Source organism: Erwinia sp. AnSW2-5 (assembly GCF_045107195.1).
Lineage (GTDB): Bacteria > Pseudomonadota > Gammaproteobacteria > Enterobacterales > Enterobacteriaceae > Erwinia.
In genome coordinates this window covers 61,047-87,392 of record NZ_JBJGXA010000037.1, presented here as the reverse complement: position 1 = coordinate 87,392, position 26,346 = coordinate 61,047, and the positions used below count along the sequence as shown (strand labels likewise).

Here is a 26,346-nt window from a genome sequence, read left to right as displayed (position 1 = left end):
CCAACTTTTTGGGTGCAGTTCAGCAGGAGCCGTTTTTTAAACACAAAAGCGAGTTATTTCTTTTTCGCTTTCGGGTTTGGCAGGTCGGTAATGCTACCTTCGAAGATTTCCGCCGCCAGACCAACCGATTCGTGCAGGGTTGGGTGAGCGTGGATGGTCAGCGCCAGATCTTCAGCATCACAACCCATCTCGATAGCCAGACCGATTTCACCCAGCAGCTCGCCGCCGTTGGTGCCAACAATCGCACCACCGATCACGCGGTGAGTGGTTTTGTCGAAGATCAGTTTGGTCATGCCGTCTGCACAGTCGGAAGCGATAGCACGGCCTGATGCTGCCCACGGGAAGGTGGACGTCTCATAGCTGATGCCTTTCTCTTTCGCTTCTTTCTCGGTCAGACCGACCCAGGCAACTTCTGGCTCAGTGTAGGCGATCGATGGGATCACTTTCGGGTCGAAGTAGTGCTTCAGACCAGAAATCACTTCTGCCGCGACGTGGCCTTCATGCACACCTTTGTGTGCCAGCATTGGCTGACCCACGATATCGCCGATAGCGAAGATGTGTGGCACGTTGGTACGCAGCTGCTTGTCGACACGGATAAATCCGCGCTCGTCCACTTCCACGCCCGCTTTGCCAGCATCCAGGCCTTTACCGTTAGGTACGCGGCCAATCGCTACCAGAACCGCATCGTAACGCTGTGGTTCTGACGGGGCTTTTTTGCCTTCCATCGTGACATAGATGCCGTCTTCTTTGGCTTCAACCGCAGTCACTTTGGTTTCCAGCATCAGGTTGAACTGCTTGCTGATACGTTTGGTGAAGACTTTCACCACGTCTTTATCAGCCGCCGGGATCACCTGGTCAAACATCTCTACCACGTCGATCTGAGAACCCAGCGCGTGATACACGGTGCCCATTTCCAGACCGATGATGCCGCCGCCCATAACCAGCAGACGCTCAGGCACTTCTTTCAGTTCCAGCGCATCAGTGGAGTCCCACACGCGTGGATCTTCATGTGGAATAAATGGCAGTTCAATCGGACGGGAACCCGCCGCGATGATGGCATTGTCGAACGTGATAACGGTTTTAGAACCGTCTTCAGCGGTGACTTCCAGCGTGTTAGCACCGGTGAATTTACCCAGACCGTTGACCACATTCACTTTGCGGCCTTTCGCCATGCCCGCCAGACCACCGGTCAGCTGGGTGATGACTTTCTCTTTCCAGGTACGAATCTTGTTGATGTCTGTTTGCGGCTTGCCGAACACGATACCGTGTGCTTCCAGCGCTTTGGCTTCTTCAATCACCTTCGCCACGTGCAGCAGGGCTTTAGAAGGGATACAGCCAACATTCAGACAAACACCACCGAGGGTGTTGTAACGCTCAACGATCACGGTCTCCAGACCTAAATCCGCTGCACGGAAGGCTGCAGAGTAGCCTGCAGGACCTGCCCCAAGTACCACGACCTGAGTTTTAATTTCTGTACTCATCATGACCTCTTAATTGATTGTCCGGCGGGTCAACTGCTTTAACTTTCAACACCCTTTAGTTACCGGATCCCATTCACCGCAAGAGTTTACAGAATTGTTAATAAACTGCAAACCACGGCGCCACGAATTTCTCATACCCTAAATAATTGGCGTTGCAGCAAGGCGATCAGTGCAAGAGTCCCTGGGAGCTTACTCTGTAAGTGACCAGGGCGAATGCACGCAACCAACACAGTTGCAGCGTCAAGAATGACGGGTATACAACAAGGCCGGCTTGCGCCGGCCTTCTTCAGGACTACATCACCAGGCGGCGAATGTCGGCCAGTGCGTTGTTAATGATGGTGATGAAACGCGCACCATCAGCACCGTCAATAACACGGTGGTCGAAGGAGAGTGACATCGGCATCATCAGACGCGGCGTGAACTCTTTACCATTCCAGACCGGCTCAATCGCAGACTTGGAAACACCGAGGATAGCCACTTCCGGCGCGTTGACGATAGGCGCGAAGTGGGTCGTCCCGATACCACCGAGGCTGGAGATGGTGAAGCAACCGCCCTGCATTTCGCCAGCAGTCAGTTTGCCATCGCGAGCTTTCTTGGAGATAGCCATCAGTTCGCGGGACAGCTCAGTGATGCCTTTCTTGTTCACGTCTTTGAACACTGGAACCACCAGACCGTTTGGCGTATCAACCGCCACACCGATGTTGATGTATTTCTTCAGCGTCAGTTTCTGTGCATCTTCAGACAGCGAGCTGTTAAAGCGTGGCATCTGCTCAAGCGCAGCCGCGACCGCTTTCATGATGAACACCACAGGGGTGAACTTCACATCCAGCTTACGCTTCTCAGCTTCAGTGTTCTGCTGTTTGCGGAACGCTTCCAGCTCAGTGATGTCGGTTTTGTCGAAGTGAGTCACGTGTGGGATCATTACCCAGTTACGGCTCAGGTTCGCACCAGAGATTTTCTGGATACGGCCCAGTTCAACTTCTTCGATCTCACCGAACTTGCTGAAGTCCACTTTCGGCCAAGGCAGCATGCCTGGCAGACCGCCGCCAGCAGCAGCAGGTGCTTCAGCGCGTTTCACCGCGTCTTTCACATAACTCTGCACGTCTTCTTTCAGAATACGGCCTTTACGTCCGGTGCCTTTGACTTTCGCCAGGTTTACACCGAATTCACGCGCCAGACGGCGGATAACCGGGGTGGCATGAACGTAAGCATCGTTTTCTGCGAATTCTGACTTCGCATCCGCTTTCGCAGGCGCAGCAGCCGGAGCCGCTTTCTCTTCCTGTTTAGCCGGAGCAGGTGCAGCAGCAGCGGCCGGAGCAGGAGCCGCTGCTGGAGCAGCGCCTTCCACTTCGAAGACCATCACCAGAGAGCCGGTGCTGACTTTGTCGCCGGTGCTGATTTTGATCTCTTTAACCGTACCGGCGAATGGCGCAGGCACTTCCATTGAGGCTTTGTCGCCTTCAACGGTGAGGATCGACTGTTCAGCTTCAACTTTGTCGCCCACTTTAACCATGATCTCAGTGACTTCAACTTCGTCGCCGCCGATATCCGGTACGTTAACGTCTTTTGCTGCGCTGGCCGCCGGGGCCGCAGCAGGAGCGGCTGCCGGAGCCGCTTCTTCTTTCTTCTCTTCGGCTGCTGCCGGTGCTGCTGCACCGCCTGCCGCTTCGAAGATCATGATCAGCTTGCCGGTTTCGACTTTATCGCCGGTCGCGACTTTGATCTCTTTAACCACGCCAGCCTGTGGGGACGGCACTTCCATTGAGGCTTTATCGCCTTCAACTACCAGCAGTGACTGCTCAACTTCTACAGTGTCGCCCACTTTGACCAGAATCTCGGTGACTTCAACTTCGTCTGCGCCGATGTCTGGGACATTAATTTCGATAGCCATTACTCTATTACCTCTTATGCCAGACGTGGGTTGACTTTATCAGCGTCGATATCGAACTTAGCGATAGCGTCTGCCACCACTTGTTTGTCGATTTCGCCACGTTTAGCCAGTTCACCCAGGGCTGCAACCACCACGTAAGACGCATCCACTTCGAAGTGGTGACGCAGATTCTCACGGCTGTCTGAACGACCGAAGCCATCAGTACCCAGTACGCGATAATCGCTGGCAGGGATATAGCTGCGAACCTGCTCGGCGAACAGTTTCATATAGTCAGTTGATGCCACAGCAGGTGCATCGTTCATCACCTGAGCGATGTACGGCACGCGGGCTTCTTCTGTTGGGTGCAGCATGTTCCAGCGCTCACAGTCTTGACCGTCACGGGCCAGTTCGGTGAAGGAAGTCACGCTGTAGATGTCAGAACCGACACCGTAATCGTTCGCCAGGATCTCTGCCGCGTCACGCACGTGGCGCAGGATAGAACCTGAACCCAGCAGCTGAACTTTACCTTTGCTACCTGCTTTGCTGTCCAGTTTGTAGATACCTTTACGGATACCTTCTTCTGCACCGGCCGGCATTGCTGGCATGTGGTAGTTTTCGTTCAGTGTGGTGATGTAATAGTAGACATTTTCCTGAGCATCGCCGTACATACGCACCAGACCGTCATGCATGATGACCGCGACTTCGTAAGCGTAAGCTGGATCGTAAGAGATACAGTTCGGGATAGTCAGAGACTGAATGTGGCTGTGGCCATCTTCGTGCTGCAGACCTTCACCGTTCAGGGTGGTACGGCCGGAAGTCCCGCCAACCAGGAAGCCACGAGCCTGCTGATCGCCTGCTGCCCAGCACAGGTCGCCGATACGCTGGAAACCGAACATGGAGTAGTAGATGTAGAACGGGATCATTGGCAGGTTGTTGGTGCTGTAAGACGTTGCCGCCGCCAGCCACGATGCGCCTGCACCCAGTTCATTGATGCCTTCCTGCAGGATCTGACCTTTCTCGTCTTCTTTATAGTAAGCAACCTGCTCACGGTCCTGCGGGGTGTACTGCTGGCCATTCGGGCTGTAGATACCGATCTGACGGAACAGACCTTCCATACCGAAGGTACGCGCTTCATCGGCAATGATTGGCACCAGGCGATCTTTGATCGACGGGTTCTTCAGCATCACGTTCAGGGCACGCACGAAAGCGATAGTGGTTGAGATCTCTTTGTTCTGCTCATCCAGCAGCTGACGGAAATCTTCCAGCACCGGCATCTCCAGCTTCTCGCTGAATTTCGGCTCACGGGTTGGCAGGTAGCCGCCCAGTTTTTCACGCTGACCGTGCAGGTAGTTGTATTCGTCAGAGCCTTTATCGAAGGTCACGTACGGCAGTTTTTCGATGGCTTCATCGCTAACCGGCACGTTGAAACGATCACGGATATAGCGCACGCCATCCATGTTCATTTTCTTCACCTGGTGGGCGATGTTTTTGCCTTCGGCAGTCTCACCCATACCATAACCTTTAATGGTATGTGCCAGAATCACCACTGGTTTGCCTTTGGTGTCCTGCGCTTTTTTCAGTGCAGCGAAGACTTTCTTCGGATCGTGACCACCACGGTTCAGAGACCAGATCTCATCGTCGGTCAGATCTTTCACCAGTGCAGCAGTTTCCGGGTATTTACCGAAGAAGTGCTCACGCACGTAGGCGCCGTTACGGGATTTGAAGGTCTGATAGTCACCGTCAACGGTTTCGTTCATCAGCTGGATCAGTTTACCGCTGGTATCTTTACGCAGCAGCTCATCCCAACGACCGCCCCAGATCACTTTGATCACTTCCCAACCAGCGCCACCGAAGATGCCGTCCAGTTCGTTGATGATCTTGCCGTTACCGGTAACTGGGCCATCCAGACGCTGCAGGTTACAGTTGATGATGAAGACCAGGTTATCCAGTTTTTCACGGGTCGCGATAGTGATCGCGCCTTTAGATTCTGGCTCATCCATCTCGCCGTCGCCCAGGAAGGCGTAAACGGTCTGCTGAGAGGTATCTTTCAGGCCACGGTGTTCCAGGTATTTCAGGAATTTAGCCTGATAGATCGCACCCAGAGGGCCAAGGCCCATAGAAACGGTCGGGAACTGCCAGAAGTTAGGCATCAGTTTAGGGTGCGGGTAAGAGGACAGGCCTTTACCGTCAACTTCCTGACGGAAGTTGTTCATCTGGTCTTCGGTCAAACGACCTTCCAGGAATGCACGCGCATAAACGCCCGGAGAAATGTGGCCCTGGAAATAAACCAGATCGCCGCCGTCTTTTTCAGTGCGCGCACGGAAGAAGTGGTTAAAGCACACTTCATATACGGTGGCAGAAGACTGGAAGGAAGACATATGGCCGCCCAGATCCAGATCTTTCTTGGAAGCACGCAGAACGGTCATGATGGCGTTCCAGCGAATCGCGGAACGGATACGACGCTCTAAAGACGTGTTGCCCGGATATTCCGGCTCATCTTCAACAGCAATAGAGTTAATGTAGTTATTGGCTCCCGCGCCAGCAGCCACTTTAACGCCACCTTTACGTGCGCCGCTCAATACCTGGTCAATCAAATACTGTGCGCGCTCAACACCTTCTTCACGGATGACCGATTCGATCGCTTCTAACCAGTCGCGAGTTTCGATCGGATCCACGTCATTATTTAAACGTTCTGACATGGGGGGTATTCCTTATCTGTGTCTAATTACGTTGAATTGTCTGGAGCCTGTCTCTTTGTGCTCTGTGGGCAAAACACAAAGAGACAGGCCCGTCGTTTATACCTTTATAGGTACGTGCCGCGTTATGTTTACGCGTTAATCCTTACGTTGCTGTAAACGTCGCAAGGAGCGCTCTCTACGACTTTGCTCCCGACTTCTGTCCAGCAATACTTCCTCGATAAACGCCAGGTGGCGGTGTGAAGCTTCGCGTGCCTGCTCTGGCTCACGTGCCACAATCGCCTCAAAAATACTGGCGCGGTGGCTACTTACTTTCTCCAGCATCTCACGACGCGTGTAGAGCATTTCGAAGTTCTGTCTGACGTTCTGTTCCAGCATCGGACCCATGCTACGAAGCAAATGCAGTAACACCACATTATGCGCCGCTTCTGTTACAGCGATCTGATACTGCATCACCGCACCTGCTTCTGCGTCGAGATCGCCATTTTGCTGGGCGGTCTGTATGTGCAGATGGCAGTCGCGGATACGTGCAAGATCGTCGTCAGTGCCGCGCAGTGCGGCGTAGTAGGCGGCAATCCCTTCCAGCGCATGACGCGTTTCGAGCAGGTCAAACTGGGATTCTGGATGGCCGGCAAGTAATTCTACGAGCGGATCGCTCAGGCTTTTCCACAAATTGGTCTGGACGAAGGTGCCACCGCCCTGACGGCGTAATAGCAGGCCTTTCGCTTCGAGGCGCTGAATAGCTTCACGCAGGGAGGGGCGGGAGACATCGAACTGCACGGCCAGCTCTCGCTCAGGCAACAGTTTCTCTCCAGGACGCAGCGTCCCTTCCATAATCAGGGACTCAAGCTGTTGCTCGATAGCATCAGAGAGCTTAGGTTGGCGGATCTTGCTGTAGGCCATCATCCCTTCTTTTCGATTTGCCAGAGTAAATTGGTAATACCAATTGCAAAAAGGTGCCAGTAAAGTAACAAAGTATTCACCTGATGTCCATATGGCAACTGCCTGAAACCAGACCATCGTCTCCTTCCATATCAGGGATTCCCATATCAATACGCCCCTGTTTATCTGGAGCGATATGTTAAATTTCGTTATTTTTTCGAAAGCAGGCAGCAGCTTAGTCGATAGCGTCCGATAGAGAAAAAACATGTTTTTCACCTCTATCCGCATCCGGCTATTTACCTTAAAGACCCGATGCGATCGTTGGTTTTTTATCCAATCTTGCGCACAGAATGAGAAAGAAAGTGCAAAGTACCGCTCCTAACATTATTCTCTGCGCCATACCAGACTCATACGCATTTACGCACTAACACAAGTGTAAACATATCAGTACGTTACTGATTTTTTGCCAATACAGTCATACACAAAAAGCGCATTACGAGGATTATCATGGAACAACAGCAGGGAGAGACGCTGCAGCGCGGATTAAAAAACCGTCATATTCAGCTGATCGCATTAGGCGGGGCCGTGGGTACCGGACTGTTTCTGGGCAGCGCATCGGTGATCAAATCCGCCGGTCCGGCCGTCATTCTGGGCTATGCGATTGCTGGTTTTATCGCCTTCCTGATTATGCGTCAGCTCGGTGAGATGGTCGTCGAGGAGCCGGTTGCCGGCAGTTTTAGTCACTTCGCCCATAAATACTGGGGCGCTTTTGCAGGCCTGGCCTCCGGCTGGAACAACTGGATGCTCTACGTGCTGGTGGCGATGGCCGAACTGACCGCCGTAGGTAAATATATCCAGTTCTGGTATCCGGACATTCCGACCTGGGTGACGGCGGCGGTGTTCTTCGTGATTATCAACGCCATTAACCTGACCAATGTGAAGGTCTTTGGTGAGCTGGAGTTCTGGTTCGCCATTATTAAGGTCATCGCCGTCGTCGCGATGATTGCCTTTGGCGGCTGGTTGCTGTTCAGCGATACCGGTGGCCCGCAGGCAAGCATCAGCAACCTGTGGAGCCAGGGTGGCTTTATGCCGCACGGCATCGGCGGGCTGGTCATGATGATGGCCATCATTATGTTCTCCTTTGGCGGGCTGGAAATGATCGGCCTGACTGCAGCAGAAGCAGAGAACCCGGAAAAAAGTATCCCGACAGCAATCAATCAGGTGATCTGGCGCATCCTGATTTTCTATGTTGGTTCACTCACCGTGCTGCTCTCGCTGATGCCCTGGACACGTGTGACGGCGGATACCAGCCCGTTCGTACTGATTTTCCATGAACTGGGGGATGCGCTGGTCGCCAATGCGCTTAACGTAGTGATCCTGACGGCGGCACTGTCGGTCTATAACAGCTGCGTTTACTGTAACAGCCGCATGTTGTTTGGCCTGGCGCAGCAGGGAAATGCACCAAAATCCCTGCTTAAAGTCGATTCACGCGGCGTGCCGGTGTCTGCCATTCTGGTTTCTGCCACTGCGACCGCCTTCGGCGTACTGCTTAACTACCTGATGCCTGCTTCCGCTTTCGAGCTGCTGATGGCGCTGGTGGTGTCCACGCTGGTGATCAACTGGGCGATGATCAGCCTTTCCCACCTGCGGTTCCGCAAACGCCTCATCGAGCAGGGAGTCCAGCCTCGCTTTAAAGCCCTGTTCTACCCGTTTGGCAACGGGTTGTGCCTGGTCTTCATGGCTGGGGTGCTGGTGATTATGGCAATGACGCCAGGCATGGCGATCTCGGTGTGGTTGATCCCGGTATGGATTGCCATCCTGGCTATCGGTTATCAGATTAAACGCCGCCGCACTGCGCGCACCTGATCCCCTTCCCTCGACTCACGTTCCGGCTGTCTCCGGCCGGAACGCTCTTCAGCCCCTCAGAACGCCCAGTCATAAGACAATGTTATTCGTCATTTTAGACAATTTATGACACAACAAATACAGCGATAAATGAGAAGCCATGCTGGTTTTTTAGTCGTTCCTGCGCGTGTTTATCAGAAAGCGAGTGCAAACCTCTGCACATAGCACTATTCTCATCCTGAGGCTACGCTTTTAGTTATATTTGCTTACACAGTGGCGTAAAGTTTTCAATACATCTGGATGACAGGGCCAGCCGTAGACATAAAAAATAATAAAACATCATGAGGTCATACATGGAACATCAGCAGGGCGAAACGCTGAAACGTGGCTTGAAAAACCGCCATATTCAGCTGATCGCATTAGGCGGTGCCGTTGGTACCGGTCTGTTTCTGGGTAGTGCATCGGTTATTCAATCCGCAGGGCCTGGCGTCATACTGGGGTATGCGATTGCCGGATTTATTGCCTTTCTGATCATGCGCCAGCTGGGCGAGATGGTAGTAGAAGAACCGGTAGCCGGGAGCTTCAGCCACTTTGCCTATAAATACTGGGGCAACTTTGCCGGTTTCGCCTCCGGCTGGAACTACTGGGTATTGTATGTTCTGGTCGCGATGGCAGAGCTGACCGCCGTGGGCAAATATATTCAGTTCTGGTATCCGGAAATCCCCACCTGGATGTCGGCTGCGGTGTTCTTTGTACTCATCAACGCCATCAACCTGACCAACGTGAAAGTGTTTGGTGAGATGGAGTTCTGGTTCGCGATTATTAAAGTCGTTGCCGTGGTTGCCATGATCCTGTTCGGTTGCTGGCTGCTGTTCAGCGGCACTGGCGGCCCACAGGCAAGCGTGCGTAACCTTTGGGAACAGGGTGGTTTCCTGCCCCATGGTTTTAGCGGGCTAATCATGATGATGGCGATTATCATGTTCTCCTTCGGTGGCCTTGAACTGGTCGGCATTACCGCGGCGGAAGCGGATAACCCGGAAACCAGCATTCCGAAAGCCACCAACCAGGTGATTTATCGTATTCTGATTTTCTACATTGGTTCCCTGACGGTGCTGCTGTCACTGATGCCGTGGACGCGCGTGACGTCCGATACCAGCCCGTTCGTGCTGATTTTCCACGAACTGGGTGATGCGCTGGTGGCAAACGCCCTCAACGTGGTGATCCTGACGGCTGCGCTGTCGGTCTATAACAGCTGCGTTTACTGTAACAGCCGCATGCTGTTTGGTCTGGCGCAGCAGGGTAATGCCCCTAAGGCGTTGTTAAAAGTCGATAGCCGCGGCGTGCCGGTGATCTCCATTCTGTTCTCCGCAGGTGCCACTGCATTGTGCGTGCTGCTCAACTACCTGATGCCGGGTGAGGCCTTTGGCCTGCTGATGGCGCTGGTGGTCTCTGCTCTGGTGATTAACTGGGCGATGATCAGCCTTGCGCATATGAAGTTCCGCCGTAAGAAAGATCAGCAGGGTGTCACTACCCGCTTCCCGGCACTGCTTTATCCGTTAGGTAACTGGATTTGTCTGCTGTTCCTGGCAGGAATTCTGGTACTGATGGCGATGACCCCAGGTATGGCGATCTCTGTCTGGTTAATCCCGGTATGGATATTGATCCTCGGCGTAGGTTACTGGGTTAAAAACCGTTCACAAAAAATCTGACTGATTACACCTGGTTGTAAAAGGCGCTGCGGCGCCTTTTTTATTGTCTGTTAAACCTAACTAAGATGGGTATCATATAGAATAAAATTTATTTTCAGGATGATATCCGACGAAACCATTGCCAACGAAAAACAACCGAGTTATAAGCTGTTCTTTATCATATAAATATAGGGACATTATCAATGAGAGAACTTATCACGCAGGAACTTGAAGTCGTCAACGGGGCTGGAATATTTCGCGATGTCACTGGCTGGATTGGAGAGCAATCAGGCTCCTTTATAGGACGTTCAATTGGTGGCCTGCTTCCTATTCCAGTCATCAATACATTATTATCTAATCTTACTGCCTATATGGGTAAAAAAGTTGGCGGCCTCATTGGTGACGCATTCGGATCAATGGTTGAAAGCATTTTCAAACCAAGTGAATTTATTTCCGCACAACCTACACATAAATAAATATTCGTCTATTGATCCGAATATTTATTAAGCCTGTTTCTGATTCGGCCAGCACATGCTGGCCGAATTGTTATCTGCTTCACACTTTTCCCTTCCCAAGCATTTTGTCCATCTCTGCGACGTATTGCACCTGCGCACCGCACCCGATAAGCGTGAATACTCTCAAGCACTAAGGTTACGCGGGAGAATTATCCATGAAGGGCTCAAAACTCTCAGTCAGAGAGAAAATTGGTTACGGAATGGGCGATGCCGGATGCAATATGATCGGCGGCGCCATCATGCTTTTTCTTAACTATTTTTATACCGATGTCTTCGGACTCGCACCTGCGTTGGTGGGGGTACTGCTGTTATCTGTCAGGGTACTGGATGCGGTGACGGACCCGATTATGGGTGCGATAGCCGACCGGACTCAAAGCCGCTGGGGTCGTTTCCGCCCCTGGTTACTGTGGATCTCCGTTCCCTATGTGCTGTTCAGTGTGCTGATGTTCACCACACCAGAATGGAGCTATAACAGCAAAGTGGTATGGGCGTTTGCCACCTACTTCCTGATGTCGCTGACCTATACCGCGATCAATATCCCCTACTGCTCCCTGGGTGGCGTGATCACCAACGACCCCGGCGAACGCGTCTCCTGCCAGTCGTACCGTTTTGTGATGGTCGGAATTGCCACGCTGATCCTGTCACTGACGCTGCTGCCGCTGGCAGAGTGGTTTGGCGGTGACAACAAGGCGCGCGGCTACCAGATGGCCATGGCCGTCATGGCGCTGGTGGCACTGCTGATGTTCCTGTTCAGCTTCGCCACGGTACGTGAGCGTATTCGCCCGGCGGTACCCAGCAATGACGACCTGAAGGCCGATCTGCGCGACGTGTGGAAGAACGATCAGTGGGTACGCATATTGCTGCTGACCTTCTGCAATGTCTGCCCTGGCTTTATCCGTATGGCTGCCACCATGTACTACGTCACCTGGGTGATGCAACAGTCCACTCATTTTGCCACGCTGTTTATCAGCCTTGGGGTGGTCGGTATGATGATTGGCAGCACGCTGGCGAAGATCCTGACTGACCGCTGGTGCAAGCTGAAAGTGTTCTTCTGGACCAACATCGTGCTGGCGGCATTTTCCGGTGGTTTTTACTTCCTTGACCCACAGGCAACGGTACTGGTGCTGGTGATGTACTTCCTGCTGAACATCCTGCATCAAATTCCGTCACCGCTGCACTGGTCGCTGATGGCCGACGTGGATGACTACGGTGAGTGGAAAACCGGTAAACGCATTACCGGCATCAGCTTCTCCGGCAACCTGTTCTTCCTGAAGGTCGGGCTGGCCGTGGCCGGTGCCATGGTCGGTTTTCTCCTCTCCTGGTACGGCTACGACGCGGGTGCAAAACAACAAAGCCCGGCCGCGATCAACGGTATCGTGCTGCTGTTTACCGTTATCCCTGCCGTGGGTTACCTGATTACGGCTGGCGTCGTGCGCCTGCTGAAAGTAGACCGCACACTGATGCTGCAAATCCAGAGCGATCTTGAGCAGCGCCGCACAAACTATCAGGAACTGAACGACTATCACGATCACAAAGAACTGAAAACCAAACCACAAGGAGCCGCACGATGAGCCACTGGCCGAACCCGTTGATTGAACAGCGCGCCGATCCCTTTATCCTGCGCCATCAGGGAAGCTACTATTTTATCGCGTCGGTGCCGGAGTATGACTGTCTGGAGATACGCCGCGCCGCTACCCTGGCAGAACTGGCACAGGCCGATGCCGTGGTGGTCTGGCGCAAACCTGAGCACGGTGCCATGAGCGCCCTGATTTGGGCACCCGAACTGCATCTGATTGACGGCCAGTGGGTGATCTATTTTGCGGCTGCGCCCTCACAGGAGATTAAACAGGGGCTGTTTCAGCACCGCATGTTTGCCCTCACCTGCGATGATGCCGATCCCCTGAAGGGAGAATGGGTTGAACGTGGACAGATCCTGACCCCCATCGACAGCTTCGCGCTGGATGCCACGCACTTCGTCCATCAGGGGAAAAACTGGTATCTGTGGGCGCAAAAAGATCCGGCCATCCCCGGTAATTCCAACCTCTACCTGGCAGAGCTGGCAACCCCCTGGCAGATCAAAGGCCAGCCGGTGATGCTCAGCCGCCCGCAGTATGAATGGGAATGTGCAGGATTTAGCGTCAATGAAGGCCCGGCAGCAATACATCACGGCCAGCGCCTGTTTGTCAGCTACTCGGCCAGCGCCACCGATGAGAATTACTGTATGGGATTGTTATGGATCGATGTCGATGCAGACCCGCTACAGCCAGAAAACTGGCACAAATCAGCGGCGCCCGTGTTTACCACCCATTGGGAGAATCATCAGTATGGTCCGGGTCACAACAGCTTTACGCAGGGGGAGAATGGCGAAGATGTGCTGGTGTATCACGCACGCAATTACACCGAAATTGAAGGTGACCCGTTGTACGATCCTAACCGCCATACCCGGGTGAAAGCATTCAACTGGAGTGCCGATGGCATGCCGCAGTTCGGCACGCCACCAGCAGACAGCGTGTTACACCAGCGTGCCGTAAATAGTCAGTAACGCCACCACCACCACGATCACCAGCGACACTTTTTTCGCCAGTATCACTGCCACGCGCGGGGTCTCTACCTTATCCAGGTGGGGATCGCGCGCCAGTGAGAACTGGGCCAGACGGGTCAGCACCTGATACTGCGGCGTATGGCGATCGCCCAGAGAAGCAAACCACGCGGGTAATGCACGCTCACCGTGTCCCAGCAAGGCATAAGCGACACCCACCAACCGTACCGGGATCCAGTCAACCCAGTGCAGAATGGCATCAACACCGGACTGCGCTCGCGCCAGCGGGTTCTGCTGCCGCGCCAGCCAGCTCTGCCAGGCACGCAGGAAAGCATAACCCACCAGCAGCACCGGTCCCCACGGACCACCAACCACGAACCAGAACAGCGGTGCCAGATAGAAACGGTAGTTAATCCACAGCAGCGCATTTTGCAGTTCAGACAAAAACTCGCGCTCGCTGCACTCACCGGGCACACCGTGGATGAGCGTCAACTCCTCAATCATCGCATTATGCGCATCAGTGTCGTTGTGGCTGGCCGCTTTCAGGTAAGCATGATAGTGCAAACGCACCGACCCGGCGCCAATGCACAGCAGGCCGATCAGTATCCAGAACAGCAGCTTAGGTACGCCAAAAAACAGTCCTTTCAGCGCCAGCAGACACACAGCGACGACAGCCATGATCACCACGGTCATCAACAGCGTACGCATCAAAGAGAAACGCCGACGAGCGCGGAACAGTGGCATCAGATGATGATCCAGCTGCCAGTGCTCACCCATTTTGAATAATCGTTCCCATCCGAGAACCAGTAACAGGCTGAATAACGTCATGCCTTAACTCCCATTGAGTGTGGTCAGGGTGTTATGCCCAAGATCGGCGCGAAAACGCGCCCAGTCGAAAGAGGGACCAGGATCTGTTTTACGTTCAGGCGCAATGTCGCTGTGCCCGGTAATGTGCTGCGCTATCGTCGGGTAGTGCTGTATCAACAGTGCCGTCACGGCCTGCAACGCCTGATATTGCGCATCGGTATAGGGCAGCGTATCCGTGCCTTCCAGCTCGATACCCACGGAAAAATCATTACAGGCTTCACGCCCCTGATAGCGAGATACCCCGGCGTGCCACGCCCGCAGATGAAATGGCACATACTGGACGATCTCGCCGTCACGGCGGATCAGGCAGTGCGCAGACACCTGTAAATGACAGATATCGGCGAAATAGGGATGAATGCCAGGATCAAGCTGACCGGTAAACAGCGCGTCGATCCAGGGGCCACCAAACTCACCGGGCGGCAGGCTGATATTGTGCACCACCAACAGTGAAGGTGCTTCATCGTCAGGCCGCTGATTAACATGCGGCGACGGAACATGCCGCACACCCGCGATCCACCCATCTTGCAACTGCATACCCATCTCCTGTGTTCAGACTCTCGCAGATTAACATGATTTTTTTCAGCTTAATCAAACTTCTCTGTCAGCCTTTTTACTGTGGCAAAAAAATATTTTCATATTTTTGCATCCGATTTCCACACTCAACCGTAGATAGATATAACCAGCATAGTTGGGGTCACAGCAGGCCAGCATCCGAGAATGCTCATGCCGTTGCCGCTTCAAACATGACGGGAATATGTAAGGCAAAAATGCCTACTCTTACCCAAAGGAATTCATCATGAAAACATTTATCCGTACCGCTCTGTGTGCCTCAGTGTTGTTCAGCGCCGCTTCAATGGCTGAGATGTCCCAGAATACCGTGATGGTGGGTGGGGCCGCTATGCTCCCTTCCCATAATATTGTTGAGAATGCTCTGAACTCAAAAGATCACACCACGCTTGTCGCTGCCGTGAAAGCTGCAGGCCTGGCGGATACACTGCAAGGCCCCGGCCCGTTCACCGTCTTCGCCCCCACCAATGCCGCTTTCGCTAAACTGCCAGCTGGTACGGTTGATAACCTGCTGAAACCGGAAAACAAAGCCACACTGACCAGCGTACTGACCTACCACGTGGTGGCCGGGAAGTACGATATGAAGACGCTGGTGAAAAAAATCAAACAGGGCAACGGCAGCACTGAGCTGAAAACCGTAAATGGTGCTCCGATTTGGCTGATGATGAATGGGCCACACAATATTCAGGTAAAAGACGATAAAGGCAATGTTGCCAATATCAGCACCTATGACGTGCAACAAAAAAATGGCGTGATTGATGTCATTGATACGGTACTGATGCCTTAATTCATCTGGTACCGAGACCAATGGAAAAATTAAATATACCCGCTGATGTTAAAATAAAGGGTATATAATTGGTGCAGCTGGTTTTTTCATACGCCTTCTGCACCTCTTTTTTCAGGATGTTTCATGACGGACGATGTAACAGATAGCCAGATTTTATTAATGAAGGCCATTGCGGCCGGCGATAAACGGGCTTTTGAAGCGACCTATCACCGTTATTCACCTTACCTTTTTGCCATTGCACTGCGGATGACACGCCGGCGCGACTGGGCAGAAGAGGTACTGCATGACAGCTTCCTTACTGTCTGGCAGCGTGCTGGCAGCTTTGACCCGGCGCTCAGTGCCCCCAAGACCTGGCTCACCAATATTGTGCGCAATCGCGCTATTGATTATCTGCGTCTGCAGGATAACCGAGTTGAAGAACTGGAAGAGGATGACACCCTTCTCGATGTTGACCATGCACCAACAGAGTTACCTTCAGGCTCGGAGTCGCGCAGGCTGGCAGAGTGTATGACACAGCTGTCGTCTGAACAGCGGCAAAGCATCACGCTGGCGTATTACCAGGGGTTGTCGCACAGTGAGATTGCACTGCACCTGGAGCAGCCTGCCGGAACCATTAAAAGCTGGATCCGCCGCGCATTAACTCAACTAAAAGATTGTGTGGGCATATGAAAAGCAGACGCGATTTCGACTCAGCACTGGCCGCAGAATATGCCCTTGGCACCCTGCGCGGTGCAGCACGCCAGCGTTTTGCCCGTCGTCTGGACAAGGAGCCTGCACTGGTAGCAGAAGTCAGCCGTTGGCAGAACTCATTCTCTGAACTGGATCAGCGGGTTACTCCTGTTACACCACCGGAAGCGGTGTGGCAACGCATCGCCCGTGGGCTTCCTGCTGATAAAACACGTGGAAGCAGTGCGCGCTGGCCGTGGCTCGGCTGGGCGCTGGCCGCCTCGTTTGCCGGCGCATTGCTGTATAACCAGTTTACTGTGCCTCCGCTACCGCAGGCCGTTGCCGTCCTTAACGGCGACAGCCAGCAAGGCTCCTGGGTGGTCAGCCTGAGCCAGGATAAAACGCAGCTTACCGTCCAGGCCATCAATGCCTCTGTGGTGCAGCCCGATCGCAGCTTGCAGCTGTGGCTGATCCCGCCAGGGGAAAAACCACAATCGCTTGGGGTGATTGATCATGCAACCCTTCAGAAGGTATCCGTGACGGAAATTCAGCTCGCCCGAATGCCAACGCTGGCAATCAGTCTTGAACCTCGCGGCGGCTCGCCAACCGGACAGCCGACCGGCCCTGTACTGTACAGCGGTAAAATTACCCAGCTATAGCGATGCTGGCCTGCGGCAGCGCCGGGGCCAGCTGTGCGAGCAGCATTTCGCGTAAACGTGTGGCGGCAGGGGGTAAAATCTCCTGCCCCAGATGCAGCACCAGGCCTAAATCAGCCACCTGCGGCAGCAGCGGATGTTGCAATCGCTGTAGCCCGGCAGGCAGGCCAAACTCACTACGCAGCGTGACACCCAACCCGGCAGCAGCAGCGGCCCAGATACCACTCAGACTTCGGCTGGTAAATGCCACCCGCCACGGGATGGCGGCATGATCCAGTGCATCAATAGCGCGGGTCCGCATCACACAGGGTGCCTCAAACAGCAGCAGCGGCAAAACATCACCCTGTTCTATCCACTGCGTAAACTGCGGCCCATCACAACCTATCCAGCACAGCGGTACAGCCGTAAGCGGCTGCGTAAAACGTGACGTTTCCTCACTCTGCCAGCACAGCGCCAGATCCAACTCTCCCTGACGGATCCCCTGAAGCAATTCACTGTTACGCCCGATGCGCGCGGAGATCTGTATCAGAGGATGTGCACGGGAAAACTGCCCCAGCAGCTCTGGCAGCAACGTCTCGCCGAAATCCTCCTGTAGCCCAATGCGCACGCTGCCAGCAATCTCCCGCCCGGACAGAGCGCTAAACGCTTCATCATTAAGCGCCAGCAGGCGCCGCCCGTAGGCCATCAGCAGTTCACCATCGTCGGTGAGCATCAGGCGCCGTCCGCTTTTCTGCAACAGGAGTAACCCCGTTTGCTGTTCCAGTTTTTTTAGCTGCGCGCTGACGGCAGAGGTCGAACGGTTCAGGCGATCGGCCGCCTGCGCAAAACTCCCCAGTTCAATACCGAGAACAAACGTGCGTAGCGCGTCCAGATCGAAAGTCATACGTTTAAACGGCTGCATTAACCATCCTGTTTTTCGGGATTATCGATACCAATCTATGCGATTTTATAAACTATTTTTGCGTTATATGCTGCTGACTTCTCCCTCCATACAGGAACAGCAACATGACCACACCGCTTGACCGCCACAGCCTGGCCAGCGTCGCCCCCACGCTGGCAGCGATTACCGAGCAGACACTGTTCGGCACGATCTGGCAGAGACCGGAGCTGAGTAAGCGAGAACGCAGCCTGATCACCGTGGCCACGTTAGTCGCCCTCGGCCGTGACCAGCAGCTACCCTGGCACCTGGATTTTGCCCGGCAACATGGTCTCAGTAACGCCGAACTGGCCGAAGTGATGACGCACCTGGCGTTCTACTGCGGCTGGCCCGCCGCCGTATCAGGGCTCAGCCAGTTGCCCCAGCCCAGCCATCAACCTCAGGAGTAGCCAACATGCCTTTCAGCCGCATTGCCCTGCGCGCAGGCACAACGCCCGTTTTCCGCCAGACCTTGTCTGAAATTCTGCACCGCACCTTGGTCGATTTCTTCGGCGTCCCTCCAGACGACTGTTTTCAGCTGCTGGATGAATATGCGCCAGGCCAGCGCGTGTTCTCGCGCCACTATCTTGGTGGCCCACGCTCTGAGGGATTTATCTGGTTCCATATCACTGCCGGCCGGCCCCGCTCCACACAGCAAAAACAGCAGTTTTATCATCACCTAGTACATCGGCTGGCCACTGAGCTGTCGGTACGCCCGGAGGATGTAATGGTCACCCTGAGCTTTACGCAGCCTGAGGACTGGTCTTTTGCCAGCGGTAATGCCTTTTCACTGGCCAATGGAGAATGACGGATGATCGCGTGCCGGTGGCTGGCATGGGCGCAGTAAACACGCTAGCATGTCAGCCTCTGTTATCCGACCTTTCGGAGTTTGATCATGACCTCCCGCCGTTACGATCCGGACAGCCGCCGAGCTGAATTAATGGGCCGTATTAAAGACGATATTCCCCCTGGCGTTGCCCAGGCGCTGCGTGAAGATCTGGGCGGGGAAATCAATCCCTGCAATGACATTACCGCCAGCCTGCTGTCTGCCGACACTCTGTCTCACGCGGTGGTCATCACGCGCGAACCCGGTATTTTTTGCGGTAAACGCTGGGTGGAAGAGGTGTTTATCCAGTTGGGCGACAAAGCGCAAATTACCTGGCGCGTTGAGGATGGTGATGCGATCACCGCCGATCAGATCCTGTTTGAAGTCACCGGCCCGGCGCCGTTGATCCTCACGGCTGAACGCACCGCGCTGAACTTTGTGCAAACACTCTCCGGTGTAGCAACAGAAGTCAGCCGCTACGTTGCCCTGCTGGAAGGCACGCGCACGCAGCTGCTCGACACGCGTAAAACACTGCCAGGGCTGCGTACCGCGCTGAAGTATGCCGTGCTGTGCGGCGGCGGTGCGAACCATCGCCTGGGTTTGTCCGATGCGTTTCTGATCAAAGAGAACCATATTATTGCCTGTGGCTCGATCGCCAAAGCGGTCGAGAAAGCCTCCTGGCTGCGCCCGGATGTGCCGGTAGAGGTGGAAGTTGAATCGCTGGGCGAGCTGGAACAGGCGTTGCAGGCCGGTGCCGACATCGTGATGCTGGACAACTTTACCGTTGAACAGATGCGTAAAGCCGTCACGTTGAGCAATGGCCGCGCCCTGCTGGAAGTCTCGGGCAATGTGACGGATAAAACTCTGCGGACCTTTGCCGAAACCGGCGTGGACTATATTTCCGTGGGTGCTCTCACCAAACATGTGCGTGCCCTCGACCTGTCGATGCGCTTTCGCTAAGGGTAACGACGCTGAAGAGATATCGCTTCAGCCAGTGCCACGTTGTACCCCAGGCCAGCCAACCGTGCTGGCCTTTTTTCTGTCTGCGTTTCAGTTTTGCGAGACGGCTTCAGGCTCCCCGGCAACTCGATGTAACGACACAAAACTCTTTACGCCCCTCCTCTGAAAGCGGCAGTTTGCCGCTGGCTAGCCCCCCCACCCCCGGATTATGTTGCCAGCCTCAATACACAAGGAGGTTTGCCATGAACTACCAACGGGGCTTTACCCTGATCGAGCTGATGATCGTCATCGCTATTATTGCCATTCTCAGCGCCATCGGCCTGCCCGCTTACCAGGGCTATCTGCAAAAAGCCGCACTCACCGATATGCTGCAAACGGCGATGCCGTATAAAACCGCCGTCGAACTGTGCGCTATTGAACGCGGTGGCAGCGGAAACTGTAGCGCGGGGAGCCACGGCGTGCCGGCTGAACGGACCTCACGCTATGTTTCAGCGCTGACCACCAATGCAGGTGTCATAACCCTTACCGGCCAGGAGAGCCTCCTGGGGCTGAGTGTGAAACTGACGCCTCAGTGGAATAGCAATGACGGTCAGTTAAGCTGGCAGCGCAATTGTAGCAGTACCAATACCGGACTGAAGGACGCCTGTCAGGATGTGTTCCGTTTTGATGAGGAGGAGACGCCATGACAGTTGAAACACAGCGGGCGCTGGAGGCGATCTGCCAGCGTTACCAGGCCGTGATTATTGAATGCAGTCCGCTGCGACTTCACATTGCGCTGGCAGATTCGCCGAGTCACGAAATGATGACTGAATTACGCTTCGCTACGCATAGCGCAATTAATGTCGAGTGCTGGCCGCAGGCAAGGCTGGAGCAGTTTTCCCGACAGACAATAACCACTGCCGCACAGGAACCCACTCCTGAAGAATATAGCGGCTCAGCAGTAGAAAAAATTGATCATCTGCTGGCACAGGCACTGCAAAAACGCGCCTCTGACCTGCATATCGAACCACAGGAAAATGGATTGCGTCTGCGTTTACGCGTCGATGGTGTCATGCAACTGCTGCCGGTAACAGGGTTTGAAAACAGCGCACCGCTCATCGCGCGGCTTAAAATTCTGGCTGGCCTGGATATTGCGGAACGCCGGGTTCCGCAGGACGGGCAGTTCTCTCTGCCCCTGAGCAATAATACGGAGTCATTTCGCCTCTCGACGTTGCCCACCCGCTTCGGTGAAAAAGCGGTGGTACGCCTGTTGCAAAGCGATACCCGGACGATTGCACTGGAGAATATCGGTATGCCCGGCCCGCTTCTCAAGCGCTACCGCGATGCATTGTCACGTCCGCAGGGTATGATTCTGGTCACCGGTCCCACCGGGAGTGGGAAAACATTCACACTTTACAGTGGCCTTAGCTGGCTAAATGTTGCCACACGTAATCTGTGCAGCGTGGAAGATCCGGTGGAGATCCCCCTGGCTGGCGTCAATCAGACCCAGATTCATGCCCGGTCCGGTCTGGATTTCCATCGCGTATTACGCGCACTGCTGCGCCAGGATCCCGATGTCATTATGATCGGTGAGATCCGCGACGGAGAAACCGCTGAGATCGCTGTTAAAGCCGCTCAAACCGGGCATCTGGTGCTGTCGACTCTGCATACTAACTCCACCACTGAAACACTGGTACGCCTGGGGCAGATGGGTGTGCCGGGCTATCTGCTGGCCTCTGCGCTCAAACTGGTGATTGCCCAACGTCTGGTGCGCAAGCTGTGCAAACACTGCCGCCAGCCCGCAGAAGCGACAGCCAATTTCCCGCCTCATCTCTGGCCAGGCACCGTGCAGAACTGGCGTGCAGTGGGCTGTGAACACTGCTTTTCTGGTTTCTATGGCCGTTTGCCACTGTTTGAGCTGCTGCCAATTACTGCACGAATGCAAAATGCTCTGGCAAAATCAGCACGCCCGGAGGAACTGGCAGACATTGCACGTCAGCAGGGACTGAACTCACTGTTTGTTGAGGGGCTTCACTGCGTGAATCGTGGCGATACCACGCTGGAAGAGTTAACCCGTGTAGCGGGTGATAACGATGAATAAACGAGCACTTTTTCGCTGGCAGTCCATTGATGACGATGGGCAGTTGCATCAGGGCAGCAGTTTTGCCACCAGCACCGGGCAGATTGCCGAGGATCTTGCGGCTCTCCATCAGCTTCCGCTAAAGATCACACGTGGCCGCAGTTATGCTCCGCGTCACTGGCAGTGGCAACAAAAGAACGCGTTCGTCCGCCAACTGGCTACACTACTGAAAGCGGGCATTCCGCTGACGGGCAGTTTGCAGCTGCTGGGCGAAGATCATCCTGAACCCGGCTGGCAGGCACTTCTATTGCGGCTTCAACAGAGCATTTCAGCCGGAGAACCCTTCTCACAGGCCCTGGCTGAATGGCCAGATGTTTTCCCACCGCTGTTCCCGGCGCTGGTGCACATCGGCGAACTGACCGGAGAATTGGATGAGTGCTGCCAGCAATTGTCAAGCCAGCAAGAACGGCAGCAACAGCTACAACTGAAAGTGAAAAAAGCACTGCGCTATCCCCTCTTTATTCTGGCGGTCGCCCTGCTGGTCAGTATTGGGATGCTGGTGTTTGTGTTACCGGAGTTTGTAGAGATTTACCGCACCTTTAACGCGCCACTTCCCGCCTTTACCGCCGCGGTCATTGCCGTTTCTCAGGTCATGCAGCAACAGGCACTGATATTCATAGTGTTCATCGTCAGCATCGCTATTTTCTCGAACGTTCAGCGCAGGAAATCCGAGGCCTGGCAGCGTTGCGAACAGCGTCTGTTACTCAGATTACCGCTGGTTGCCGCGCTGTATCAGGGCAGCCTGTTGAGCCAGATATTTACCACACTCTCCATGACCCAGCGTGCAGGGCTGACGCTGCTGCAAAGCCTTGAAGCGGTTGAGAAAACACTTTCACCCCTTCTGTGGCGCGAGGCCATCATGCAGTTGCAGCAACATATCGCCGCCGGTAATCCGTTACATCAGGCGCTGAAGTCGCATGCACTGTTCACCCCACTGTGTTATCAGCTGATCAAGGTGGGCGAAGAGTCAGGTTCACTGGATACGCTGCTGGAAAGGCTGGCAAACTGGCATGAACAGAAGACACACCAGCTGGCCGACCAGTTGGCCGCTGCACTTGAGCCATTAATGATGGTGGTCATTGGGGGCATTGTTGGCACGCTGGTGGTGGCGATGTATCTGCCCGTTTTCCGATTAGGAGATGCGCTGGGTTAAAGGCGATGCCCCCGTCCGGTTGGCCGGGGGCACTGGTAGCGTTAATGGCTATTTTTATCGGTTAAAAATGCGGTTTTCCTGCTCATTAACGCGGATAAACGTCGTGCGCTTGGTCAGTTCTTTCAATCGTTCAGCTCCCACATAGGTACAGGCTGAACGCAGGCCGCCAAGGATATCCCGCGCGGTAAACTCAACAGGACCACGCAGCGGCAACTTAACGGTTTTACCTTCTGCTGCGCGGTACTGCGCCACGCCACCCACATGGCGCTTCATGGCGGACTCTGAACTCATGCCGTAGAACAGCATAAATTGTTCACCGTTCTCTTCGACCAGCGTCCCTTCACATTCATCATGGGCTGCCAGCATACCGCCAAGCATGACAAAATCGGCCCCGCCGCCGAAGGCTTTCGCGACATCGCCAGGCACCGAACAGCCGCCATCACTCACAATTTGCCCGCCCAGTCCATGCGCCGCATCGGCGCATTCAATAACGGCAGACAGCTGCGGATAGCCAACACCCGTTTTCACTCGGGTGGTACAGACAGAACCTGGACCGATACCGACTTTCACAATATCCGCCCCGGAGAGGATCAGCTCCTCGACCATTTCACCCGTGACAACGTTTCCAGCACAGATGGTTTTCCCCGGACAGGCTTCGCGTGCGCGTCGTAGGAAAGCAACAAAGTGCTCAGAGTAGCCGTTAGCCACATCGATACAGATAAAATTGAGTGACGGTGATAACGCGAGAATTTGCTGTAACTTCAGGAAGTCTGCCTCGGACGTACCCGTCGACACCATGACATGCTGAAGCACGGCAGGCGTGGAACGCTCAACAAATGCCCGCCACTGCTCAACGCTGTAATGCTTATGTACTGCGGTAAGAATATCGAATGAGGCCAGCGCTTCCGCCATGCTGAAGGTACCGACGGTATCCATATTCGCGGCAATAATCGGTACGCCTGACCAGGCAATATCTGAGTGCTTGAAGGTAAACTGACGCTCCAGCTCAACCTGAGAACGGCTTTGCAGCGTTGAACGCTTTGGCCGGATAAGAACATCTTTGAAGCCTAACTTAATATCTTCTTCGATACGCATAACAGATTTCCTGGTTGATGGCGTTGGTGCAATAACGCACTCTGCGGGCAGCACTTTCGGTCATAAGCGAATGACCCGCTCCAGTGACGCTATCATACGCGCTAAAAACGCGCCTACAAGACTGCGAAATTTGATTTATTTAGGCTACAATTCGAGAAATTTACCTGTAAATTTGTCTTGTGATCTGTACCTCAAATTTGCCCTCACCGCGCAAATCCCAGTGCGACAAGGCAGAGAGAATCAAGACATATGCGCTATACCGTAGCGCTGACCGGTGGTATCGGCAGCGGAAAAAGCACCATTGCGAATGCCTTTGCCGCACTGGGGATTGATATTGTCGATGCGGATGTTATCGCACGTCAGGTGGTGGAAAAGGGCCAGCCCGCGCTAACCGCCATTCATAGCCGATTTGGCGATGATGTTTTGCACCCGGATGGCTCGTTAAATCGGCCGGCATTACGCCAGAAAATTTTCAGTTCTCCAGAGGAAAAGCGCTGGATTGATAATTTGTTACATCCTCTTATTCATGCAGAAACCCGACAGCAGCTAGCATTAACCCAGTCACTATGGTGTCTGTGGGTGGTTCCCCTGCTGGTGGAGAATAATTTGCAGCATCTGGCTGACCGGGTACTGGTGGTCGATGTAGACCGTGAAACGCAGCTGGCCCGGACCATGAGCCGTGATAACATTAGCCGTGAACAGGCTGAAAATATTCTTGCTGCACAGGCGACGCGCGACGCACGTCTGGCAGTAGCGGATGATATTATTGATAACTGCGGATCGCCTGAGATGGTGATCGCACACGTTGCCGAACTCAACCAACGTTATCTGACGCTGGCTGCGGCAAGCTATCGGGATTAAAAGTATGAGTACAATGGTTCTATTTGAGCATCCTCTGAATGAGAAAATGCGCACCTGGCTGCGTATCGAATTTTTACTAAAACAACTTACTGCCAGCCAGAAAATTACCGACCATTTGGGTGCCCTGACCTTCTTCCGTAATGCTGCCGAACTACTGGACGTCTTTGAACGCGGTGAACTCCGTACAGACATTCTGAAAGAACTCGAACGTCAGCAGCAAAAACTGATGAGCTGGGCAGAAGTGCCTGGCGTAGATATGGCGCGTATAGACACTCTGCGCAGCGATCTTAAAAGCTTTGGCGCCGCATTGATGGCAGCCCCCCGCATGGGCCAACTTCTGCGTGAAGAGCGCCTGATCGCGCTGGTACGCCAACGCCTCAGCATTCCAGGTGGCTGCTGCAGCTTTGATCTGCCTACGCTACATATCTGGCTTCATATTGAACAACATCTACGTGACCAGCAGGTGACAACCTGGATGACTTCGTTAGTACCGATACAGCAGGCGCTGACGATAATCCTCGACCTCATCCGCCAGTCAGGGATATTCCGTAATCACACCAGTCTGAACGGTTTCTTCCAGGATAATGCGGAAGGGGCTGACCTGCTGCGCATGAAACTCCGCCTGGATGATGCGCTATACCCTCAGATCTCTGGCCATAAAAGCCGTTATGCCATCCGTTTTCTGCCGCTGGACAGCGAACGTGGTGAGGTTCCTGCCCGCTTCGATTTCGAGCTGGCCTGTTGTTAAGGTAAGTGTAATGAATGATGTAACCGTAGTGAACTGCCCGACCTGTAGTAAAAAGGTTATCTGGGATGCACTCAGTACCTGGAGGCCGTTCTGCAGCAAACGCTGCCAGTTAATTGACCTGGGTGAATGGGCCGCTGAAGAGAAACGTATCCCCAGCAGCGGTGACCAGACTGACAGCGATGACTGGAGCGAGCAACCATTTGATCGCGAGTGATCATTAAGCGCTGGCTTTCAGCCGCGCAACAATCTCAATGTTTGCGGGGGGGAACGCCTCCGCATCCAGCTCACTCTGCCTGACCCAGCGCTGTGGCTGACCTTCACGCCCCCAGGGCTCGCCATTCCAGCGATCGACGATGAAAAAGTGCAGCGTAACGCGCAAATCGTCGTAGGTGTGATCGATAGTATCGTACGCCGTCGCGTTCACGACCTCGATGCCCGTTTCCTCCAGCAACTCACGTTTCAGCGCCTGTTCTGGTGTTTCGCCCTCCTCCATTTTCCCACCAGGAAACTCCCATCGGTTGGCCATATAAGAGTCCGCGGAGCGCTGTGCTAAAAAAATCTCTCCGTCTTTGCGGATAATGCCAACGGCCACTTGCAGGTGCTTCATGT

At 54.1% G+C, this 26,346-nt stretch carries 26 protein-coding genes; 17 read left to right on the top strand and 9 right to left on the bottom strand.

Annotation, left to right across the window (positions count from 1 at the left end; translation table 11 throughout):
* Positions 1-53: 53 nt before the first annotated feature.
* The 4 genes from lpdA to pdhR form a co-directional block, all read right to left on the bottom strand.
* On the bottom strand, positions 54-1,481 hold the full coding sequence (gene lpdA, locus ACFL9S_RS21320) for a dihydrolipoyl dehydrogenase (protein ID WP_405263860.1): 1,428 nt from the start codon (positions 1,479-1,481) through the stop codon (positions 54-56).
* Positions 1,482-1,773: 292 nt separating this feature from the next.
* A complete protein-coding gene (aceF, locus tag ACFL9S_RS21315; RefSeq protein ID WP_405263858.1) occupies positions 1,774-3,372 on the bottom strand; it encodes a pyruvate dehydrogenase complex dihydrolipoyllysine-residue acetyltransferase in 1,599 nt (532 codons plus the stop codon).
* Between the two features lie 14 nt (positions 3,373-3,386).
* Positions 3,387-6,050, bottom strand: coding sequence for a pyruvate dehydrogenase (acetyl-transferring), homodimeric type (gene aceE / locus ACFL9S_RS21310; protein WP_405263857.1), 2,664 nt, complete (start codon positions 6,048-6,050; stop codon positions 3,387-3,389).
* A 135-nt stretch (positions 6,051-6,185) separates the two neighbouring features.
* Positions 6,186-6,950, bottom strand: coding sequence for a pyruvate dehydrogenase complex transcriptional repressor PdhR (pdhR, locus tag ACFL9S_RS21305; RefSeq protein WP_405263859.1), 765 nt, complete (start codon positions 6,948-6,950; stop codon positions 6,186-6,188).
* 486 nt (positions 6,951-7,436) lie between these two features.
* Here pdhR and aroP (ACFL9S_RS21300) point away from each other — a divergent pair, with 486 nt between their 5' ends.
* From aroP (ACFL9S_RS21300) to ACFL9S_RS21280, 5 genes are all read left to right on the top strand, one after another.
* Entirely contained in the window at positions 7,437-8,795 is a 1,359-nt protein-coding gene (gene aroP / locus ACFL9S_RS21300; RefSeq protein ID WP_405263856.1) for an aromatic amino acid transporter AroP, read from the top strand.
* Between the two features lie 332 nt (positions 8,796-9,127).
* Positions 9,128-10,483, top strand: a complete 1,356-nt coding sequence (aroP, locus tag ACFL9S_RS21295; protein WP_405263855.1) for an aromatic amino acid transporter AroP — start codon at positions 9,128-9,130, stop codon at positions 10,481-10,483.
* Positions 10,484-10,665: 182 nt separating this feature from the next.
* Positions 10,666-10,938 carry a hypothetical protein gene (locus tag ACFL9S_RS21290; protein WP_405263854.1) on the top strand — a complete coding sequence of 91 codons (273 nt, stop codon included), beginning with the start codon at positions 10,666-10,668 and terminating at the stop codon, positions 10,936-10,938.
* Positions 10,939-11,132: 194 nt separating this feature from the next.
* Entirely contained in the window at positions 11,133-12,548 is a 1,416-nt protein-coding gene (locus ACFL9S_RS21285; protein ID WP_405263853.1) for a glycoside-pentoside-hexuronide (GPH):cation symporter, read from the top strand.
* A complete protein-coding gene (locus tag ACFL9S_RS21280) occupies positions 12,545-13,519 on the top strand; it encodes a family 43 glycosylhydrolase (protein ID WP_405263852.1) in 975 nt (324 codons plus the stop codon). Before ACFL9S_RS21285 ends, ACFL9S_RS21280 begins: the two co-directional genes overlap by 4 nt.
* Here the strand turns inward: ACFL9S_RS21280 and ampE are convergent.
* Together ampE and ampD are read right to left on the bottom strand one after the other, a co-directional pair.
* Positions 13,490-14,344: a beta-lactamase regulator AmpE gene (gene ampE / locus ACFL9S_RS21275; RefSeq protein WP_405263851.1), complete on the bottom strand. Its 855-nt coding sequence runs from the start codon at positions 14,342-14,344 to the stop codon at positions 13,490-13,492. The genes ACFL9S_RS21280 and ampE overlap by 30 nt on opposite strands.
* Before the next feature lie 3 nt (positions 14,345-14,347).
* A complete protein-coding gene (gene ampD / locus ACFL9S_RS21270) occupies positions 14,348-14,917 on the bottom strand; it encodes a 1,6-anhydro-N-acetylmuramyl-L-alanine amidase AmpD (RefSeq protein WP_405263850.1) in 570 nt (189 codons plus the stop codon).
* A 262-nt stretch (positions 14,918-15,179) separates the two neighbouring features.
* On the opposite strand from ampD, the gene ACFL9S_RS21265 reads away from it, so the two are divergent.
* The 3 genes from ACFL9S_RS21265 (at position 15,180) to ACFL9S_RS21255 (ending at position 17,062) form a co-directional block, all read left to right on the top strand.
* Positions 15,180-15,737, top strand: a complete 558-nt coding sequence (locus ACFL9S_RS21265) for a fasciclin domain-containing protein (protein WP_405263849.1) — start codon at positions 15,180-15,182, stop codon at positions 15,735-15,737.
* A gap of 123 nt (positions 15,738-15,860) precedes the next feature.
* Positions 15,861-16,406, top strand: a complete 546-nt coding sequence (locus ACFL9S_RS21260; protein WP_405263848.1) for an RNA polymerase sigma factor — start codon at positions 15,861-15,863, stop codon at positions 16,404-16,406.
* Positions 16,403-17,062, top strand: coding sequence for an anti-sigma factor domain-containing protein (locus ACFL9S_RS21255; RefSeq protein ID WP_405263847.1), 660 nt, complete (start codon positions 16,403-16,405; stop codon positions 17,060-17,062). Before ACFL9S_RS21260 ends, ACFL9S_RS21255 begins: the two co-directional genes overlap by 4 nt.
* Here ACFL9S_RS21255 and ACFL9S_RS21250 read toward each other — a convergent pair.
* Positions 17,049-17,960: a LysR substrate-binding domain-containing protein gene (locus ACFL9S_RS21250; RefSeq protein WP_405263845.1), complete on the bottom strand. Its 912-nt coding sequence runs from the start codon at positions 17,958-17,960 to the stop codon at positions 17,049-17,051. The two genes, ACFL9S_RS21255 and ACFL9S_RS21250, sit on opposite strands and share 14 nt — an antisense overlap.
* A 104-nt stretch (positions 17,961-18,064) precedes the next feature.
* On the opposite strand from ACFL9S_RS21250, the gene ACFL9S_RS21245 reads away from it, so the two are divergent.
* The 6 genes from ACFL9S_RS21245 to hofC all read left to right on the top strand — a co-directional run bounded on the left by ACFL9S_RS21245 (position 18,065) and on the right by hofC (position 23,033).
* The gene (locus tag ACFL9S_RS21245; protein WP_405263843.1) at positions 18,065-18,385 is read left to right on the top strand and encodes a carboxymuconolactone decarboxylase family protein; all 321 of its coding nucleotides are present in this window, start codon (positions 18,065-18,067) and stop codon (positions 18,383-18,385) included.
* A 5-nt stretch (positions 18,386-18,390) separates the two neighbouring features.
* On the top strand, positions 18,391-18,783 hold the full coding sequence (locus tag ACFL9S_RS21240) for a tautomerase family protein (protein ID WP_405263841.1): 393 nt from the start codon (positions 18,391-18,393) through the stop codon (positions 18,781-18,783).
* An 87-nt stretch (positions 18,784-18,870) separates the two neighbouring features.
* Complete coding sequence (nadC, locus tag ACFL9S_RS21235) at positions 18,871-19,761, top strand: carboxylating nicotinate-nucleotide diphosphorylase (protein WP_405263840.1); 891 nt, start codon at positions 18,871-18,873, stop codon at positions 19,759-19,761.
* 242 nt (positions 19,762-20,003) lie between these two features.
* Complete coding sequence (gene ppdD / locus ACFL9S_RS21230; protein ID WP_405263838.1) at positions 20,004-20,447, top strand: prepilin peptidase-dependent pilin; 444 nt, start codon at positions 20,004-20,006, stop codon at positions 20,445-20,447.
* Entirely contained in the window at positions 20,444-21,841 is a 1,398-nt protein-coding gene (gene gspE / locus ACFL9S_RS21225) for a type II secretion system protein GspE (protein WP_405263837.1), read from the top strand. Before ppdD ends, gspE begins: the two co-directional genes overlap by 4 nt.
* Positions 21,834-23,033, top strand: a complete 1,200-nt coding sequence (gene hofC, locus ACFL9S_RS21220; RefSeq protein WP_405263836.1) for a protein transport protein HofC — start codon at positions 21,834-21,836, stop codon at positions 23,031-23,033. The genes gspE and hofC overlap by 8 nt, the downstream gene beginning before the upstream one ends.
* Positions 23,034-23,087: 54 nt before the next feature.
* Here the strand turns inward: hofC and ACFL9S_RS21215 are convergent, their stop codons facing one another.
* Positions 23,088-24,128: a GMP reductase gene (locus ACFL9S_RS21215; protein ID WP_405263835.1), complete on the bottom strand. Its 1,041-nt coding sequence runs from the start codon at positions 24,126-24,128 to the stop codon at positions 23,088-23,090.
* A 249-nt stretch (positions 24,129-24,377) separates the two neighbouring features.
* Between ACFL9S_RS21215 and coaE the strand changes: the two genes are divergently transcribed.
* Genes coaE through yacG form a run of 3 tightly spaced genes read left to right on the top strand, consistent with a single transcriptional unit; the run spans position 24,378 to position 25,951 of the window.
* Complete coding sequence (gene coaE, locus ACFL9S_RS21210; RefSeq protein WP_405263834.1) at positions 24,378-24,989, top strand: dephospho-CoA kinase; 612 nt, start codon at positions 24,378-24,380, stop codon at positions 24,987-24,989.
* 4 nt (positions 24,990-24,993) lie between these two features.
* Positions 24,994-25,737, top strand: a complete 744-nt coding sequence (gene zapD / locus ACFL9S_RS21205; protein WP_405263833.1) for a cell division protein ZapD — start codon at positions 24,994-24,996, stop codon at positions 25,735-25,737.
* 10 nt (positions 25,738-25,747) lie between these two features.
* The gene (gene yacG / locus ACFL9S_RS21200) at positions 25,748-25,951 is read left to right on the top strand and encodes a DNA gyrase inhibitor YacG (protein WP_405263832.1); all 204 of its coding nucleotides are present in this window, start codon (positions 25,748-25,750) and stop codon (positions 25,949-25,951) included.
* Positions 25,952-25,954: 3 nt separating this feature from the next.
* Here the strand turns inward: yacG and mutT are convergent, their stop codons facing one another.
* Positions 25,955-26,344 (bottom strand): 8-oxo-dGTP diphosphatase MutT, encoded by a 390-nt coding sequence (mutT, locus tag ACFL9S_RS21195; RefSeq protein WP_405263831.1) that lies wholly within the window; start codon positions 26,342-26,344, stop codon positions 25,955-25,957.
* Positions 26,345-26,346 lie beyond the last annotated feature (2 nt).